Genomic DNA, 17,845 nt, shown 5'->3' on the forward strand with positions numbered 1-17,845 from the left:
TACTAATTGCCCGTGAGGCTTGACCATATAACACCCAAGCAATTTGCAACTGCAGATTGTGGTGGTGAAGACGAAAGACCCGAAAGTTCGCAACTTCACAAGATCACATATCCGAATTGGCTGGGTTGTCTGCTACTAATTGCCCGTGAGGCTTGACCATATAACACCCAAGCAATTTGCAACTGCAGATTGTGGTGGTGAAGACGAAAGACCCGAAAGTTCGCAACTTCACAAGATCACATATCCGAATTGGCTGGGTTGTCTGCAAAGACAGACCGGCAACCGAATTTCTTGACGACCATAGAGCATTGGAACCACCTGATCCCATCCCGAACTCAGTAGTGAAACGATGCATCGCCGATGGTAGTGTGGGGTTTCCCCATGTGAGAGTAGGTCATCGTCAAGATTCATTTCGCAAAACCCCTATCTGCACATGCAGGTAGGGGTTTTGTCTTTGTGCGGTAAAAAATCCTGCCTTCCCGTAGGCGCCGGCTTGCTGGCGAACACCGGTAGCGCCGCTGCCAACCCCGCGCACCCCGCTTCGCCAGCAAGGCTGGCTCCTGCGGGTTGAACGGTAGCCCTTTTCCTATGCAAGCTCTCGAGGCGTGGCTATCATGCCAGCCTAATTCCAAGTCGAGACTGGCATGCTGAAGTTGTTGAATCTCCTCAAGGATGGCCGGTTCCATTCCGGAGAAGCTCTGGGGGCCGCCCTTGGAGTGAGTCGCAGCGCCGTATGGAAGCAGCTGCAGCACCTTGAGAGCGAACTGAATCTGACTATTCACAAGGTCCGTGGGCGTGGCTATCAGCTGGCAGTGCCGCTGAATTTGCTGGAATCACACGCGATCGCCGCTTTCTCGCAGGGCGCGCAGTGGCCTGTCTTCATCCATGAAGAGATCGATTCAACCAACGCTGAGGGGTTGAGGCTTGCCGGAAAAGGGCAGGCCGCTCCTTTCCTGGTTCTCGCAGAGCGCCAGAGCGCAGGGCGGGGCCGGCGTGGGCGTGAGTGGGTCAGCCCGTTCGCGGAGAATCTCTATTACAGCCTGGTGCTGCGCATCGATGGCGGTATGCGTCAGCTTGAAGGCCTGAGCCTGGTCGTGGGGCTGGCAGTGATGCGCACCCTGCAGGCTTTCGGTCTTGCAGATGTCGGGCTCAAATGGCCGAACGATGTCCTGGCCGGCGGCCGAAAGATCACCGGCATCCTGTTGGAACTGGTGGGTGACCCTGCGGATGTGTGTCATGTGGTGCTAGGGATAGGCATCAACGTGAACATGCAGTCCAGCGACCAGATCGACCAGCAGTGGACGTCCATGCGCAGTGAAACTGGGCGGGTCGTCGACCGTAATCAGCTAGTAGCGCTGCTCAGTCAGCAGCTGCAGCATGAACTGGCGCGCCACCGACGTTATGGCTTCGCCGCTTTCCAGGAAGAATGGGAGCAGGCGCATCTGTGGCAGGGGCGGAAGGTATCGCTTGTTGCCGGTACTACTCGTATCGATGGCGTCGCGCTGGGTGTGGATGGTCAGGGTGGGTTGCGCCTTGAGGTTGATGGTGTGGAGAAGAGCTTCAGCGGTGGTGAGCTCAGTTTGAGGTTGCGTAATGATTCTTGAGCTCGATTGCGGTAACAGCTTTATCAAATGGCGTGTTATCCACGCTGCTGATGCTGCGATTACGGGAGGCGGTATCGTCGACTCCGACCAGTCTCTGCTCGCTGCCGTCGCTTCGCTGCCATCGCTGCGTCTTGCAGGGTGCCGGATGGTCAGCGTTCGCAGCGAGGAAGAAACAGCAGCGCTTTGCTCCCAGCTTGAGCAGGCCTTCGCGATCAAGGTAATGGTTGCTCAGCCGGCGCATGAGATGGCCGGAGTAAGTAATGGCTACGAGGACTTCCAGCGCCTGGGCATGGACCGTTGGCTAGGTGCGCTGGGTGCCTATCACTTGGCAAAAGGTGCGTGTCTCGTCATTGATCTTGGCACCGCAGCCAAAGCTGACTTCGTGGCTGCCAATGGTAAACACCTGGGTGGGTACATTTGCCCGGGTATGCCGTTGATGCGCAGCCAGTTGCGTACGCATACCCGGCGCATCCGTTACGACGATGCCTCTGCCGAGCGCGCCTTGAGCAGTCTTGCTCCTGGGCGCTCTACCGTCGAAGCGGTGGAGCGGGGTTGTGTGCTGATGCTCCAGGGTTTTGCTCGTACCCAGGTCGAGCAGGCGAAGGCGTTGTGGGGCGATGACTTTACGGTCTTCCTCACCGGCGGCGATGCGCCATTGGTGCGTGAGGCTGCTCCGCAGGCGCGTATCGTGCCAGACCTGGTATTCGTTGGCTTGGCCATGGCCTGCCCCCTGAGTTGAGGTGTGTATGCGCTGGTTGTTTCTGCTACTGATCGTGCTGAACGTCTTCTATTACGTGTGGCATCAGCAGGAAGCTCCTCTCAAGGCCAAGGAGGTCGCGCCACTTTCCTTGTATAAAGGTAGCCAGCAAGAGATTCGCCTGTTGCGTGAAACCGGGGTTTCCGCACCGGCGAGGCGTCGGGATGAGTGCCTGGTGGTCGGGGGTGTCCCGCAGCGAGAACAGCTCGACGCCCTGCGTCAGCGCCTGCTGACGCTCGATATCACTGCCACGCCTATTACGGGGCAGCTGCCGGGTGCCGATGGTTTCTGGCTCAAGGTCGCTCCTGAAAGCGAGCGTTTGCTGGATCAATCCGTGCTCTCGGTTCTTTCCAAGGATTTCAAAGACTTAAAACACAAAATAATTTTGTGCGAGGGTATTGCAACTGCTGAATAGCTTGATAGAATGGCGCCCGCTTCACAGGGAACGCCACTCAGGTGGCAGAGCTGGAAGCGGTGTCAAAGTGGCTAAGTTTCAGATTTGATTGAAAAAATTTGAAAAAAAGCTTGACACTGAGGCGGCATCTGAATAGAATGCCGGCCACATCTGGAGGGATTCCCGAGCGGTCAAAGGGGACGGACTGTAAATCCGTTGCGAGAGCTTCGAAGGTTCGAATCCTTCTCCCTCCACCAGTTTTAGCGAGAGCCGCAAGCTCCGCGGGTATAGTTTAGTGGTAGAACCTCAGCCTTCCAAGCTGATGATGCGGGTTCGATTCCCGCTACCCGCTCCAAGTTTGCAGGGTTTTGCGCAATGTGTTTCGCTCTTGTAGCTCAGTTGGTAGAGCACACCCTTGGTAAGGGTGAGGTCAGCGGTTCAAGTCCGCTCAAGAGCTCCATATAAACAAGGCAGATATGAAAATATCTGCCTTTGTTTTATCAGCGGTGTGACTATTTTCTTCTGCGGAGGATTGTATCGATGGCTAAGGAAAAGTTTGATCGTTCCCTACCTCACGTGAACGTTGGCACTATCGGCCACGTTGACCACGGTAAGACCACTCTGACTGCAGCGCTGACTCGCGTCTGCTCCGAAGTTTTCGGTTCGGCCGTCGTTGAGTTCGACAAGATCGACTCGGCTCCGGAAGAAAAAGCACGTGGTATCACCATCAACACCGCGCACGTCGAGTACAACTCGAACATTCGTCACTACGCTCACGTTGACTGCCCAGGTCACGCTGACTACGTGAAGAACATGATCACCGGTGCTGCCCAGATGGACGGCGCGATCCTGGTTTGCTCGGCCGCCGATGGTCCGATGCCACAAACCCGTGAGCACATCCTGCTGTCCCGTCAGGTTGGCGTTCCGTACATCGTGGTGCCCAGGTCACGCTGACTACGTGAAGAACATGATCACCGGTGCTGCCCAGATGGACGGCGCGATCCTGGTTTGCTCGGCCGCCGATGGTCCGATGCCACAAACCCGTGAGCACATCCTGCTGTCCCGTCAGGTTGGCGTTCCGTACATCGTGGTCTTCCTGAACAAGGCTGACCTGGTAGACGACGCTGAGCTGCTGGAACTGGTCGAGATGGAAGTTCGCGACCTGCTGTCCACCTACGACTTCCCAGGCGACGACACCCCGATCATCATCGGTTCGGCTCGTATGGCGCTGGAAGGTAAAGACGACAACGAAATGGGCACTACCGCTGTCAAGAAGCTGGTAGAAACTCTGGATGCCTACATCCCTGAGCCAGTTCGTGCCATCGACCAGCCGTTCCTGATGCCGATCGAAGACGTATTCTCGATCTCGGGTCGTGGTACCGTTGTTACCGGCCGTATCGAGCGTGGTATCGTCCGCGTTCAAGACCCGCTGGAAATCGTTGGTCTGCGTGACACCACCACCACCACCTGCACCGGCGTTGAGATGTTCCGCAAGCTGCTGGACGAAGGTCGTGCTGGCGAGAACTGCGGCGTCCTGCTGCGTGGTACCAAGCGTGACGACGTTGAGCGTGGCCAGGTTCTGGTCAAGCCAGGTTCGGTCAAGCCGCACACCAAGTTCACCGCAGAAGTCTACGTCCTGTCGAAGGAAGAAGGCGGTCGTCACACTCCGTTCTTCAAAGGCTACCGTCCTCAGTTCTACTTCCGTACCACTGACGTGACCGGTAACTGCGAACTGCCGGAAGGCGTTGAAATGGTAATGCCAGGCGACAACATCCAGATGACTGTCACCCTGATCAAGACCATCGCAATGGAAGACGGTCTGCGTTTCGCCATCCGTGAAGGCGGTCGTACCGTCGGCGCCGGCGTCGTAGCAAAAATTATCGAATAAGTAGTTGATTTACTTGATCAGGCCGGTATAATGGCCGGCCTGATACAGCGTTACAGGTCAGTAGCTCAATTGGCAGAGCGACGGTCTCCAAAACCGTAGGTTGGGGGTTCGATTCCCTCCTGACCTGCCATTCACCTCGGTGTGATTGGCTTTCTTCTTACAGGATCCTCCTTGATGACCCCCAAAACTGAAGCCCAAGAATCGCGTTTTGATCTGTTCAAGTGGCTGGCTGTCGTAGCTTTGGTGGTTGTTGCTGTCGTGGGTAATCAGTACTACTCGGCATCTCCGATCCTGTATCGCGTTCTCGCACTTCTTGCTCTGGCTGCGGTTGCAGGCTTCGTTGCTCTGCAGACTGCGAAGGGCAGGTCGTTTTTTGCGTTGGCGAAGGAAGCTCGTACCGAGATCCGTAAAGTCGTGTGGCCGACCCGCCAGGAAACCACGCAGACCACGCTGATTGTCGTGGCTGTTGTTTTGGTTATGGCACTGCTGCTGTGGGGTCTTGATTCCCTGCTCGGCTGGGCGGTCTCCTTGATTGTTGGCTAAGGGTGTCCCGTGGCTAAGCGTTGGTACGTAGTGCATGCTTACTCGGGTTACGAGAAGCATGTGATGCGCTCCCTGGTTGAGCGCGTCAAGCTGGCAGGCATGGAAGACGAGTTCGGCGAGATCTTGGTCCCGACCGAAGAAGTCGTTGAAATGCGTAACGGCCAGAAGCGCAAAAGTGAGCGCAAGTTCTTCCCTGGCTATGTGCTGGTTCAGATGGAAATGAACGAAGGGACTTGGCACCTTGTCAAGGATACCCCTCGGGTCATGGGTTTCATCGGTGGTACCGCAGACAAGCCTGCGCCGATCACTGATAAAGAAGCTGAGGCCATCCTGCGTCGCGTAGCCGACGGCAGCGACAAGCCGAAGCCGAAGACGCTGTTCGAGCCCGGTGAAGTGGTTCGCGTCATTGACGGTCCGTTCGCTGACTTCAATGGCAGTGTCGAAGAAGTTAACTACGAAAAGAGCCGTCTGCAGGTTGCAGTGCTCATTTTCGGTCGCTCTACTCCGGTGGAGCTCGAGTTCAGCCAGGTCGAGAAGGTCTAGCCGAACGAAGCATCCCATACCCCGCAGCCCTATGTGCTGCGGGGTTTTGTCGTCACTGGGATAAAACGCAAGTCATCCGGGGAGCCATCTGGCGTTCGTACCCGATTTTGGAGTAGCTCATGGCTAAGAAGATTCAGGCTTACATCAAGCTGCAAGTAAAGGCCGGCCAGGCCAACCCAAGCCCACCCGTTGGTCCAGCACTGGGCCAACACGGTGTGAACATCATGGAATTCTGCAAGGCCTTCAACGCCCGTACTCAGGGTCAAGAGCCAGGTCTGCCGACTCCAGTGATCATCACTGTCTACAGTGACCGTAGCTTCACCTTCGAGACCAAGAGCACCCCTGCCTCGGTTCTGCTGAAGAAAGCTGCTGGCCTGACCAGCGGTTCGGCTCGCCCGAACACCGTCAAGGTCGGTACCGTTACCCGTGCTCAGCTGGAAGAGATCGCCAAGGCTAAACAAGCCGATCTGACTGCCGCTGACCTGGACGCTGCTGTACGCACCATCGCCGGCTCCGCCCGTAGCATGGGCCTGAACGTGGAGGGTGTGTAATGGCTAAGCTGACCAAGCGCCAAAAGGCTATCGCCGAAAAAATCGAAGCAGGCAAGGCCTACAACTTCGAAGAAGCTGCAGCCCTGCTGGCTTCGCTGCCGACTGCCAAGTTCGTAGAATCCTACGACATCGCCGTTAACCTCGGTGTTGACCCGCGTAAATCCGACCAGGTCGTTCGTAGCGCTACCGTGCTGCCGCACGGCACTGGCAAGACCGTTCGCGTTGCTGTCTTCACCCAGGGTCCAGCTGCTGAAGCCGCTCTGGCTGCCGGCGCTGACCGCGTAGGTATGGACGATCTGGCCGCCGAAATGAAAGGCGGCGACCTGAACTATGACGTCGTCATCGCATCGCCTGATGCCATGCGCGTTGTGGGTCAGCTGGGTCAGGTCCTGGGTCCTCGCGGCCTGATGCCTAACCCGAAAGTCGGTACCGTAACCCCAGACGTAGCCACTGCCGTGAAAAACGCCAAGGCTGGTCAGGTTCGCTACCGTACCGACAAAAACGGTATCATCCACACCTCCGTTGGCAAAGTCGGCTTCGAAGCTGGCAAGCTGAAGGAAAACGTTGAGGCCCTGATCGCTGATCTGAAGCGTATCAAGCCGGCTTCTTCGAAAGGTATCTACGTCAAGCGCGTTACCCTGAGCACCACCATGGGCCCAGGTCTGATCATCGATCAGAGCTCGCTGAACGTGTAAGAACATGGCGGCGCGACCTGTCGCGCCGCCAGCAAAAATTGGGGTCCCTGCCTGGCGGGGGCTATCCAAGACCGTAGGCGGCGCAAGCCTTAAACCAACAGCCTACGCAGATGGTGCTCCCGATTCGTTTACGAATCAGACACCAAAACGACATCCGGCCTCGGCCAGATGAAACGGTAGAAACCAGGAGTAAACCCGTGGCAATTAAACTCGAAGACAAGAAGGCCATCGTCGCTGAAGTCAACGAGGCTGCCAAAGTCGCTCTGTCCGCTGTCGTGGCTGATGCCCGTGGTGTGACTGTAAGCGCAATGACCGGACTCCGTAAAGAGGCCCGCGAAGCTGGCGTATACGTGCGTGTCGTACGTAACACCCTGCTCAAGCGCGCTGTTGAAGGCACCGAATTTTCGATCCTCAACGACGCGTTCAAAGGCCCGACCCTGATTGCTTTCTCCAACGAACACCCGGGCGCTGCTGCTCGTCTGTTCAAGGAGTTCGCCAAGGGTCAGGACAAGTTCGAGATCAAGGCAGCTGCGTTTGACGGCAATTTCATTGCCGCCAACCAGATCGATGTACTGGCTACCTTGCCGACCCGTGACGAAGCTATCGCACGTCTGATGAGCGTTATTCAAGGCGCTACCAGCAAGCTGGCTCGTACTCTGGCGGCCGTTCGCGACCAGAAAGAAGCTGCTGCTGCCTAAGGCCGCGTAACCTCTTTCAAAATCATATGTTTAATTTGATGGCTGCGTAGGCTGTCACCCCAATACAGGATTTAAGTCATGTCCCTGACTAACGAGCAAATCATCGAAGCAATCGGCCAGAAAACCGTTCTGGAAGTTGTTGAGCTGATCAAAGCTATGGAAGAAACCTTCGGCGTTACCGCTGCTGTTGCCGCTGCTGGCCCAGCTGCTGCTGCTGCCGTTGTTGAAGAGCAGACCGAGTTCAACGTTGTCCTGGTTGAAGCTGGCGACAAGAAAGTGAACGTGATCAAAGCCGTTCGCGAACTGACCGGTCTGGGCCTGAAAGAAGCCAAAGAGAAAGTCGACGGCGCTCCTCAGGTTGTAGCTGAAGGCGTTTCGAAAGAAGCCGCTGAAGACGCTAAGAAGAAGCTGGAAGAAGCAGGCGCTAAAGTCGAGCTGAAGTAATTTCGACTTTGCGATGCCAGCCTGAGCGTTAAGCGAAAGGCTGATGGCTGGTGGCTTATGCCACCGGCCTTTTTCCGTTATTGGCGGCCGACCAGGTCGGCCCCGATAACGAGCGGCAACCACCATAAGGGTGGCGCAAACCATGGGGTTTGCACGATTTTCTGGCTGCTCCCGCCGGGAGATGCCAAACAAGCAGGTGACCAAGCTGGGGAATGCTGATGGCTTACTCATACACTGAGAAAAAACGTATCCGCAAGGACTTTAGCAAGTTGCCGGACGTCATGGACGTGCCTTACCTCCTGGCTATCCAGCTGGATTCGTATCGCGAATTCCTGCAGGCCGGAGCATCCAAGGACCAGTTCCGCGACATCGGCCTGCATGCGGCCTTCAAATCGGTATTCCCGATCATCAGCTACTCCGGCAATGCTGCCCTGGAGTACGTCGGCTACCGCCTGGGCGAGCCGGCCTTCGATGTGAAGGAATGTGTCCTGCGTGGTGTGACCTTCGCGGTCCCGCTGCGTGTGAAGGTGCGCCTGATCATCTTCGACAAGGAATCGTCGAACAAAGCGATCAAGGACATCAAAGAGCAAGAAGTCTACATGGGTGAAATCCCCCTGATGACTGAGAACGGTACCTTCGTTATCAACGGTACCGAGCGTGTGATCGTCTCCCAGCTGCACCGTTCGCCAGGTGTGTTCTTCGACCACGACCGTGGCAAGACCCACAGCTCGGGCAAGCTGCTGTACTCCGCGCGCATCATCCCTTACCGCGGTTCGTGGCTGGACTTCGAGTTCGACCCGAAAGACTGCGTGTTCGTGCGTATCGACCGTCGCCGCAAACTGCCGGCCTCGGTACTGCTGCGCGCCCTGGGTTACAGCACTGAAGAAGTGCTCAACACCTTCTACACCACCAACGTCTTCCACATCTCCGGCGAAAAACTGAGCCTGGAGCTGGTGCCGCAGCGTCTGCGTGGTGAAGTCGCGGTCATGGACATCCATGACGGCAGCGGCAAGGTCATCGTCGAGCAAGGCCGTCGCATCACCGCGCGCCACATCAACCAGCTGGAAAAGGCTGGTGTGAAAGAGCTGGACGTGCCGCTGGAGTACATGCTGGGCCGCACCACTGCCAAGGCGATCGTGCACCCAGCCACCGGCGAGATCCTGGCCGAGTGCAACACCGAGCTGACCACCGACTTGCTGGTCAAGATCGCCAAGGCTCAGGTCGTTCGCATCGAAACGCTGTACACCAACGACATCGACTGCGGTCCGTTCATCTCGGACACCCTGAAGATCGACACCACCAGCAACCAGCTGGAAGCCCTGGTCGAGATCTACCGCATGATGCGTCCAGGCGAGCCGCCAACCAAGGACGCCGCCGAGACCCTGTTCAACAACCTGTTCTTCAGCGCCGAGCGTTACGACCTGTCCGCCGTTGGCCGCATGAAGTTCAACCGTCGTATCGGTCGCACCGAGATCGAAGGTTCGGGCGTGCTGAGCAAGGAAGATATCGTCGAGGTCCTCAAGACCCTGGTCGATATCCGTAACGGCAAAGGCATCGTCGACGACATCGACCACCTGGGTAACCGTCGCGTCCGTTGCGTCGGCGAGATGGCCGAGAACCAGTTCCGTGTTGGCCTGGTGCGTGTAGAGCGCGCGGTCAAAGAGCGTCTGTCGATGGCCGAAAGCGAAGGCCTGATGCCGCAGGACCTGATCAACGCCAAGCCGGTTGCGGCGGCGGTGAAAGAGTTCTTCGGTTCCAGCCAGCTCTCGCAGTTCATGGACCAGAACAACCCGCTCTCCGAGATCACCCACAAGCGCCGCGTCTCCGCACTCGGCCCTGGTGGTCTGACCCGTGAGCGCGCCGGCTTCGAAGTCCGTGACGTACACCCGACCCACTACGGCCGTGTGTGCCCGATCGAAACGCCGGAAGGCCCGAACATCGGTCTGATCAACTCCCTGGCAGCCTATGCCCGCACCAACCAGTACGGCTTCCTGGAAAGCCCGTACCGCGTGGTGAAGGAAGGCGTGGTCAGCGACGACATCGTGTTCCTGTCCGCCATCGAAGAGGCCGATCACGTGATCGCCCAGGCTTCGGCCGCGATGAACGACAAGAAGCAGCTGATCGATGAGCTGGTAGCCGTTCGTCACCTGAACGAATTCACCGTCAAGGCGCCGGAAGACGTCACCCTGATGGACGTTTCGCCGAAGCAGGTTGTTTCGGTTGCAGCGTCGCTGATTCCGTTCCTCGAGCACGACGACGCCAACCGTGCATTGATGGGTTCGAACATGCAGCGTCAGGCTGTACCGACCCTGCGCGCCGACAAGCCGCTGGTAGGTACCGGCATGGAGCGCAACGTCGCCCGTGACTCCGGTGTCTGCGTGGTTGCTCGCCGCGGTGGTGTGATCGACTCGGTCGACGCCAGCCGTATCGTCGTTCGCGTAGCCGACGACGAAGTCGAGACCGGCGAAGCCGGTGTGGACATCTACAACCTGACCAAGTACACCCGTTCGAACCAGAACACCTGCATCAACCAGCGCCCGCTGGTTAGCAAAGGTGACGTGGTCGCACGTGGCGACATCATGGCCGACGGCCCGTCCACCGACATGGGTGAACTGGCACTGGGTCAGAACATGCGCATCGCGTTCATGGCGTGGAACGGCTTCAACTTCGAAGACTCCATCTGCCTGTCCGAGCGTGTGGTTCAGGAAGACCGCTTCACCACGATCCACATCCAGGAACTGACCTGTGTGGCCCGTGACACCAAGCTTGGCCCAGAGGAAATCACCGCGGACATCCCGAACGTGGGTGAAGCTGCGCTGAACAAGCTGGACGAAGCCGGTATCGTCTACGTAGGTGCCGAAGTCGGCGCCGGCGACATCCTGGTCGGCAAGGTCACCCCGAAAGGCGAGACCCAGCTGACGCCGGAAGAAAAACTGCTGCGCGCGATCTTCGGTGAGAAGGCCAGCGACGTCAAAGACACCTCCCTGCGCGTACCGACCGGTACCAAGGGTACTGTCATCGACGTACAGGTCTTCACCCGTGATGGCGTCGAGCGCGACAGCCGCGCCCTGGCCATCGAGAAGATGCAGCTGGACGAGATCCGCAAGGACCTCAACGAAGAGTTCCGCATCGTCGAAGGCGCAACCTTCGAGCGTCTGCGTTCGGCTCTGAACGGCCAGGTGGTCGACGGTGGTGCGGGCCTGAAGAAAGGCACCGTGATCAGCGACGACGTGCTCAACGGTCTGGAGCACGGCCAGTGGTTCAAGCTGCGCATGGCTGAAGATGCACTGAACGAGCAGCTGGAAAAGGCTCAGCAGTACATCGTCGACCGTCGCCGTCTGCTGGACGACAAGTTCGAAGACAAGAAGCGCAAGCTGCAGCAGGGCGATGACCTGGCACCGGGCGTACTGAAGATCGTCAAGGTCTACCTGGCCATCCGCCGTCGCATCCAGCCGGGTGACAAGATGGCCGGTCGTCACGGTAACAAAGGTGTGGTCTCGGTGATCATGCCGGTCGAAGACATGCCGCACGACGCCAACGGTACCCCGGTCGACGTCGTACTCAACCCGCTGGGCGTACCTTCGCGTATGAACGTCGGTCAGATCCTCGAAACCCACCTGGGCCTCGCGGCCAAGGGCCTGGGCGAGAAGATCGATCGCATGATCGAAGAACAGCGCAAGGCTGCCGAACTGCGTGGCTTCCTCACCGAGATCTACAACGAGATCGGTGGTCGTCAGGAGAACCTGGAAGAGTTCACCGACGCAGAAATCATGGCCCTGGCAAACAACCTGAAGAAAGGCGTGCCTATGGCCACTCCAGTCTTCGACGGTGCCAAGGAACGTGAAATCAAGGCCATGCTGAAACTGGCAGACCTGCCGGAAAGCGGCCAGATGCAGCTGTTCGACGGCCGTACCGGCAACAAGTTCGAGCGTCCTGTGACCGTCGGTTACATGTACATGCTCAAGCTGAACCACTTGGTGGACGACAAGATGCACGCGCGTTCCACTGGTTCCTACAGCCTGGTTACCCAGCAGCCGCTGGGTGGTAAGGCGCAGTTCGGTGGTCAGCGTTTCGGGGAAATGGAAGTGTGGGCGCTGGAAGCATACGGCGCGGCATACACCCTGCAAGAAATGCTCACAGTGAAGTCGGACGACGTGAACGGCCGTACCAAGATGTACAAGAACATCGTGGATGGCGATCACCGTATGGAGCCGGGCATGCCCGAGTCCTTCAACGTGTTGATCAAAGAGATCCGTTCGCTCGGTATCGATATCGATCTGGAAACCGAATAACACGTGACGCGAAGGGGAGTGGGGCAGGTAATGCCCGCTCCCTGCTCCGCCAGGAGGAAAGGCCTTGAAAGACCTACTGAATTTGCTGAAAAACCAGGGTCAAGTCGAAGAGTTCGACGCCATCCGCATCGGTCTGGCGTCGCCTGAAATGATCCGTTCGTGGTCGTTCGGTGAAGTCAAAAAGCCGGAAACCATCAACTACCGTACGTTCAAGCCAGAGCGTGACGGCCTGTTCTGCGCCAAGATCTTTGGCCCAGTCAAGGACTACGAGTGCCTGTGCGGCAAGTACAAGCGCCTCAAGCACCGCGGTGTTATCTGCGAGAAGTGCGGCGTTGAAGTCGCGCTGGCCAAGGTTCGTCGTGAGCGCATGGCGCACATCGAACTGGCCTCGCCGGTCGCCCACATCTGGTTCCTGAAGTCGCTGCCGTCCCGTATCGGCCTGCTGATGGACATGACCCTGCGTGATATCGAGCGCGTGCTCTACTTCGAGAGCTATGTCGTTATCGACCCGGGCATGACCACCCTCGAGAAGGGCCAGCTGCTCAACGACGAGCAGTACTTCGAAGCGCTGGAAGAGTTCGGTGACGACTTCGACGCCCGCATGGGTGCCGAGGCTGTCCGCGAGCTGCTGCACGCGATCGACCTGGAGCACGAGATTGGCCGCCTGCGCGAAGAGATTCCGCAAACCAACTCGGAAACCAAGATCAAGAAGCTGTCCAAGCGCCTGAAGCTGATGGAAGCTTTCCAGGGCTCGGGCAACCTGCCTGAGTGGATGGTCCTGACCGTCCTGCCAGTGCTGCCGCCGGACCTGCGTCCTCTGGTGCCGCTGGATGGTGGCCGCTTCGCGACCTCCGACCTGAACGACCTGTATCGTCGGGTGATCAACCGTAACAACCGTCTGAAGCGCCTGCTCGACCTGTCGGCACCCGACATCATCGTGCGCAACGAAAAGCGCATGCTGCAGGAAGCGGTCGACGCCCTGCTCGACAACGGCCGTCGCGGTCGTGCCATCACTGGCTCGAACAAGCGTCCGCTGAAGTCGCTGGCAGACATGATCAAAGGTAAGCAAGGTCGCTTCCGTCAGAACTTGCTCGGCAAGCGCGTGGACTACTCCGGTCGTTCGGTAATTACCGTAGGCCCGACCCTGCGTCTGCACCAGTGCGGTCTGCCGAAGAAGATGGCCCTCGAGCTGTTCAAGCCGTTCATTTTCGGCAAGCTGGAAATGCGTGGTCTGGCGACCACCATCAAGGCCGCCAAGAAGATGGTCGAGCGCGAGCTGCCAGAGGTCTGGGACGTGCTCGCTGAGGTGATCCGCGAACACCCCGTGCTGCTCAACCGTGCACCGACCCTGCACCGTCTGGGTATCCAGGCCTTTGAACCGGTACTGATCGAAGGTAAGGCTATCCAGCTGCACCCGCTGGTCTGCGCCGCGTACAACGCCGACTTCGACGGTGACCAGATGGCCGTTCACGTGCCGCTGACGCTGGAAGCCCAGCTCGAAGCGCGCGCGCTGATGATGTCGACCAACAACATCCTGTCGCCAGCCAACGGTGAGCCAATCATCGTTCCGTCGCAGGACGTGGTACTGGGTCTGTACTACATGACCCGCGAAGCCATCAACGCCAAGGGCGAAGGTCGCGTGTTCGCCGACCTGCAGGAAGTCGACCGCGTATTCCGCGCCGGCGAAGCCGCCCTGCACGCGAAAATCAAGGTCCGTATCAACGAGACCGTGAAAGACCGTGATGGCAGCATCACCAAGAACACCCGCATCGTCGACACCACCGTCGGCCGCGCGCTGCTGTTCCAGGTTGTACCGGCAGGCCTGCCCTACGACGTGGTCAACACGCCGATGAAGAAGAAGGCGATCTCCAAGCTGATCAACCAGTGCTATCGCGTGGTTGGCCTGAAAGAGACCGTGATCTTCGCTGACCAGCTGATGTACACCGGTTTTGCCTACTCGACCATTTCCGGCGTTTCGATCGGTGTTAACGACTTCGTTATCCCGGACGAGAAAGCCCGCATCATCAACAGCGCCACCGATGAAGTGAAGGAAATCGAGAGCCAGTACGCCTCCGGCCTGGTTACCCAGGGCGAGAAGTACAACAAGGTCATCGACTTGTGGTCCAAGGCGAACGACGAAGTGTCCAAGGCGATGATGGCCAACCTCTCGAAAGAGAAGGTCATCGACCGCGAGGGCAAGGAAGTCGAGCAAGAGTCCTTCAACTCGATGTACATGATGGCCGACTCCGGTGCCCGTGGTTCCGCGGCCCAGATCCGTCAGCTGGCCGGTATGCGTGGCCTGATGGCCAAGCCGGACGGCTCGATCATCGAGACGCCGATCACCGCGAACTTCCGTGAAGGTCTGAGCGTACTGCAGTACTTCATCTCGACCCACGGTGCTCGTAAGGGTCTGGCGGATACCGCACTGAAGACTGCGAACTCGGGTTACCTGACTCGCCGTCTGGTGGACGTGGCGCAAGACTTGGTCGTGACCGAGATCGACTGCGGCACCGACCATGGCCTGCTGATGACCCCGCACATCGAAGGCGGCGACGTTGTCGAGCCGCTGGGTGAGCGTGTTCTGGGCCGTGTCATCGCCCGTGACGTGTTCAAGCCAGGCACCGAGGACGTCATCGTTCCTGCCGGTACGCTGGTTGATGAGCAGTGGGTCGAGTTCATCGAGCTGAACAGCATCGACGAAGTGGTCGTGCGTTCGCCGATCAGCTGCGAAACCCGCTACGGCATCTGCGCCAAGTGCTACGGTCGCGACCTGGCTCGCGGTCACCAGGTGAACATCGGTGAAGCTGTCGGCGTTATCGCTGCACAGTCGATCGGTGAGCCGGGTACCCAGCTGACCATGCGTACGTTCCACATCGGTGGTGCTGCAAGCCGTACCTCGGCTGCCGACAGCGTCCAGGTGAAGAACGGCGGTATGGTGCGTCTGCACAACCTGAAGCAGGTCGAGCGCGCCGATGGCAACCTGGTTGCCGTATCGCGTTCCGGCGAGCTGGCCATTGCCGACGAATTCGGCCGTGAGCGTGAGCGTTACAAGCTGCCTTACGGTGCGGTGATTTCGGTCAAGGAAGGTGAGAAGGTCGAAGCTGGCGCCATCGTCGCCAAGTGGGACCCGCACACCCACCCGATCGTTACCGAACTCAAAGGTACCGTGACCTTCGTGGGCATGGAAGAAAACATCACCATCAAGCGCCAGACCGACGAACTGACCGGCCTGACCAACATCGAGGTGATGGACGTCAAGGATCGCCCTGCCGCAGGCAAGGAAATCCGTCCGGCGATCAAGATGGTCGACGCCAATGGCAAGGACCTGTACCTGCCAGGTACCGACGTACCGGCCCAGTACTTCCTGCCGGCCAACGCCCTCGTCGGTGTGGCTGACGGTGCCCAGATCGGCGTCGGTGACGTTATCGCGCGTATCCCGCAAGAAACGTCGAAGACCCGTGACATCACCGGTGGTCTGCCGCGCGTTGCCGACTTGTTCGAAGCGCGTCGTCCGAAAGAAGCCTCGATTCTGGCTGAAGTCAGCGGCACCATCGCGTTCGGTAAAGAGACCAAGGGCAAGCGTCGTCTGGTCATCACCCCGACCGACGGTAGCGATCCGTACGAAGAGCTGATTCCGAAGTGGCGCCACCTGAACGTCTTCGAAGGCGAACAGGTAAACCGCGGCGAAGTTATCTCCGACGGCCCGAGCGATCCGCACGACATCCTGCGTCTGCTGGGTGTGAGCGCGCTGGCGAAGTACATCGTCAACGAGATCCAGGACGTTTACCGCCTGCAGGGCGTGAAGATCAACGACAAGCACATCGAGACCATCCTGCGTCAGATGCTGCGCAAGGTCGAGATCTCCGAGTCCGGCGATTCCAGCTTCATCAAGGGCGACCAGATGGAACTGACTCAGGTTCTGGTAGAGAACGAGCGTCTCGCCAGCGAAGACAAGTTCATCTCGAAGTTCACCCGTGTGCTGCTGGGTATCACCAAGGCCTCGTTGTCGACCGAATCGTTCATCTCCGCGGCTTCCTTCCAGGAAACCACCCGCGTACTGACCGAGGCGGCGGTAACCGGCAAGCGCGATTACCTGCGCGGCCTGAAAGAGAACGTGGTCGTGGGTCGTCTGATCCCGGCCGGTACCGGTCTGGCCTACCACAGCGAGCGCAAGCGTCGCCGTGATGCCGACAAGCCGCTGCGTGTAAGCGCCAGTGAGGTGGAAGCCGCACTGACCGAAGCGCTGAACTCCAGCGGTAACTAAGTACAGGGCAGAGCCCCGGCACGCTTCGAGCGGTCATCGGTGACATGAATTGTTGCCGATGGCCGGGCGGGGAGGGCCGGGGCTTCGTCTTGACTGGGTGCAAGATCCTCTTTAGACTTTTGTACCCTTAAATTTGGTGAGGCTCCGTCTCGCCAATTTTTGGCTTTCTTGCAAGACAATAGAGTCGCAAGACAATCAGTGGAGCTAGTAGATGGCAACTATCAACCAGCTGGTACGTCAGCCGCGTAAGCGTTCGGTCGAGAAGTCCGACGTTCCTGCGCTGCAGAACTGCCCGCAGCGTCGTGGCGTGTGCACCCGCGTGTACACCACCACGCCGAAAAAACCTAACTCGGCACTGCGTAAAGTATGCCGTGTGCGTCTGACCAACGGTTTCGAGGTTTCCTCGTACATCGGTGGTGAAGGCCACAACCTGCAAGAGCACAGCGTCGTCCTGATCCGTGGCGGCCGTGTAAAAGACTTGCCAGGTGTTCGTTACCACACCGTTCGCGGCTCTCTGGATACTTCGGGCGTCAAAGGCCGTAACCAGGGTCGTTCGAAGTACGGTACCAAGCGTCCGAAGTAATCGGCCGTTTGCAAACATCCTATTTTTTGAGTCGATAAGAGTAAGGTCGGGCAGGGGTCGAAGACCCACGTCCCGGGCTAACCTGAAGACCGTTTGAGGGCTTATCATGCCAAGACGTCGTGTAGCAGCAAAACGTGAGATCCTTGACGATCCGAAGTACGGATCCCAGATCCTCGCCAAGTTCATGAACCACGTGATGGAAAGCGGCAAGAAGGCCGTAGCCGAGCGCATCGTTTACGGTGCCCTGGATACCGTCAAAGCACGCAAGAACAGCGACCCCCTGGAAATCTTCGAGAAAGCTCTCGACGCCATCGCTCCGCTGGTCGAAGTAAAGTCCCGCCGTGTCGGCGGTGCCACTTACCAGGTTCCGGTTGAAGTTCGTCCATCCCGTCGTAACGCTCTGGCAATGCGCTGGCTCGTAGACTACGCCCGCAAGCGCGGCGAGAAGTCGATGGCTCTGCGCCTGGCCGGCGAACTGCTGGATGCTGCCGAAGGCAAGGGTGCTGCAGTCAAGAAGCGTGAAGACGTGCACCGTATGGCTGAAGCCAACAAAGCGTTCTCGCACTACCGCTTCTAATTCAAGCATCAA

The 17,845-nt window shown here is 58.4% G+C and carries 13 protein-coding genes, 4 tRNA genes, 1 rRNA gene and 2 pseudogenes; all 20 read left to right on the forward strand.

The features are described 5' to 3' along the window. The first annotated feature begins 290 nt into the window (after positions 1–290). The 20 genes and pseudogenes from rrf (at position 291) to rpsG (ending at position 17,833) form a co-directional block, all read left to right on the forward strand. Positions 291–406 (forward strand): 5S ribosomal RNA (gene rrf, locus IX761_RS19465). Between the two features lie 238 nt (positions 407–644). Beyond that, on the forward strand, positions 645–1,604 hold the full coding sequence (gene birA, locus IX761_RS19470) for a bifunctional biotin--[acetyl-CoA-carboxylase] ligase/biotin operon repressor BirA (RefSeq protein WP_194791180.1): 960 nt from the start codon (positions 645–647) through the stop codon (positions 1,602–1,604). Continuing rightward, entirely contained in the window at positions 1,594–2,343 is a 750-nt protein-coding gene (locus tag IX761_RS19475; protein ID WP_194791181.1) for a pantothenate kinase, read from the forward strand. Before birA ends, IX761_RS19475 begins: the two co-directional genes overlap by 11 nt. Positions 2,344–2,350: 7 nt before the next feature. Next, the gene (locus tag IX761_RS19480; protein WP_194791182.1) at positions 2,351–2,776 is read left to right on the forward strand and encodes a hypothetical protein; all 426 of its coding nucleotides are present in this window, start codon (positions 2,351–2,353) and stop codon (positions 2,774–2,776) included. Between the two features lie 152 nt (positions 2,777–2,928). Further along, positions 2,929–3,012 (forward strand) — tRNA-Tyr (locus tag IX761_RS19485). A gap of 24 nt (positions 3,013–3,036) precedes the next feature. Beyond that, positions 3,037–3,110 (forward strand) — tRNA-Gly (locus IX761_RS19490). 29 nt (positions 3,111–3,139) lie between these two features. Next, positions 3,140–3,215 (forward strand) — tRNA-Thr (locus tag IX761_RS19495). 80 nt (positions 3,216–3,295) lie between these two features. Next, positions 3,296–3,682 (forward strand): annotated as a pseudogene (locus IX761_RS19500) (GTP-binding protein); the annotation flags it as partial. A 10-nt stretch (positions 3,683–3,692) separates the two neighbouring features. After that, positions 3,693–4,643 (forward strand): annotated as a pseudogene (tuf, locus tag IX761_RS19505) (elongation factor Tu); the annotation flags it as partial. Positions 4,644–4,697: 54 nt separating this feature from the next. Beyond that, positions 4,698–4,773, forward strand: a tRNA-Trp gene (locus tag IX761_RS19510). Between the two features lie 44 nt (positions 4,774–4,817). Beyond that, positions 4,818–5,186: a preprotein translocase subunit SecE gene (gene secE / locus IX761_RS19515; protein ID WP_194791183.1), complete on the forward strand. Its 369-nt coding sequence runs from the start codon at positions 4,818–4,820 to the stop codon at positions 5,184–5,186. A 9-nt stretch (positions 5,187–5,195) separates the two neighbouring features. Beyond that, complete coding sequence (gene nusG / locus IX761_RS19520; RefSeq protein WP_110996446.1) at positions 5,196–5,729, forward strand: transcription termination/antitermination protein NusG; 534 nt, start codon at positions 5,196–5,198, stop codon at positions 5,727–5,729. Between the two features lie 119 nt (positions 5,730–5,848). Next, positions 5,849–6,280: a 50S ribosomal protein L11 gene (gene rplK, locus IX761_RS19525; protein WP_166891829.1), complete on the forward strand. Its 432-nt coding sequence runs from the start codon at positions 5,849–5,851 to the stop codon at positions 6,278–6,280. Beyond that, on the forward strand, positions 6,280–6,975 hold the full coding sequence (gene rplA / locus IX761_RS19530; RefSeq protein WP_194791184.1) for a 50S ribosomal protein L1: 696 nt from the start codon (positions 6,280–6,282) through the stop codon (positions 6,973–6,975). Before rplK ends, rplA begins: the two co-directional genes overlap by 1 nt. 197 nt (positions 6,976–7,172) lie before the next feature. Then, positions 7,173–7,673 carry a 50S ribosomal protein L10 gene (gene rplJ / locus IX761_RS19535; RefSeq protein WP_008089133.1) on the forward strand — a complete coding sequence of 167 codons (501 nt, stop codon included), beginning with the start codon at positions 7,173–7,175 and terminating at the stop codon, positions 7,671–7,673. 78 nt (positions 7,674–7,751) lie between these two features. Then, entirely contained in the window at positions 7,752–8,117 is a 366-nt protein-coding gene (gene rplL, locus IX761_RS19540) for a 50S ribosomal protein L7/L12 (RefSeq protein ID WP_003255496.1), read from the forward strand. Between the two features lie 218 nt (positions 8,118–8,335). Further along, the gene (gene rpoB / locus IX761_RS19545) at positions 8,336–12,409 is read left to right on the forward strand and encodes a DNA-directed RNA polymerase subunit beta (RefSeq protein ID WP_194791185.1); all 4,074 of its coding nucleotides are present in this window, start codon (positions 8,336–8,338) and stop codon (positions 12,407–12,409) included. Between the two features lie 64 nt (positions 12,410–12,473). After that, positions 12,474–16,673, forward strand: coding sequence for a DNA-directed RNA polymerase subunit beta' (gene rpoC / locus IX761_RS19550; protein WP_194791186.1), 4,200 nt, complete (start codon positions 12,474–12,476; stop codon positions 16,671–16,673). A gap of 211 nt (positions 16,674–16,884) precedes the next feature. Beyond that, positions 16,885–17,256 (forward strand): 30S ribosomal protein S12, encoded by a 372-nt coding sequence (rpsL, locus tag IX761_RS19555; protein ID WP_003255492.1) that lies wholly within the window; start codon positions 16,885–16,887, stop codon positions 17,254–17,256. A gap of 106 nt (positions 17,257–17,362) precedes the next feature. Beyond that, positions 17,363–17,833 (forward strand): 30S ribosomal protein S7, encoded by a 471-nt coding sequence (rpsG, locus tag IX761_RS19560; RefSeq protein ID WP_003246741.1) that lies wholly within the window; start codon positions 17,363–17,365, stop codon positions 17,831–17,833. The last annotated feature ends 12 nt before the right edge of the window (positions 17,834–17,845 follow it).

Source organism: Pseudomonas sp. UFMG81 (assembly GCF_015354575.1).
In the GTDB taxonomy this organism is placed as follows: Bacteria; Pseudomonadota; Gammaproteobacteria; order Pseudomonadales; family Pseudomonadaceae; genus Aquipseudomonas.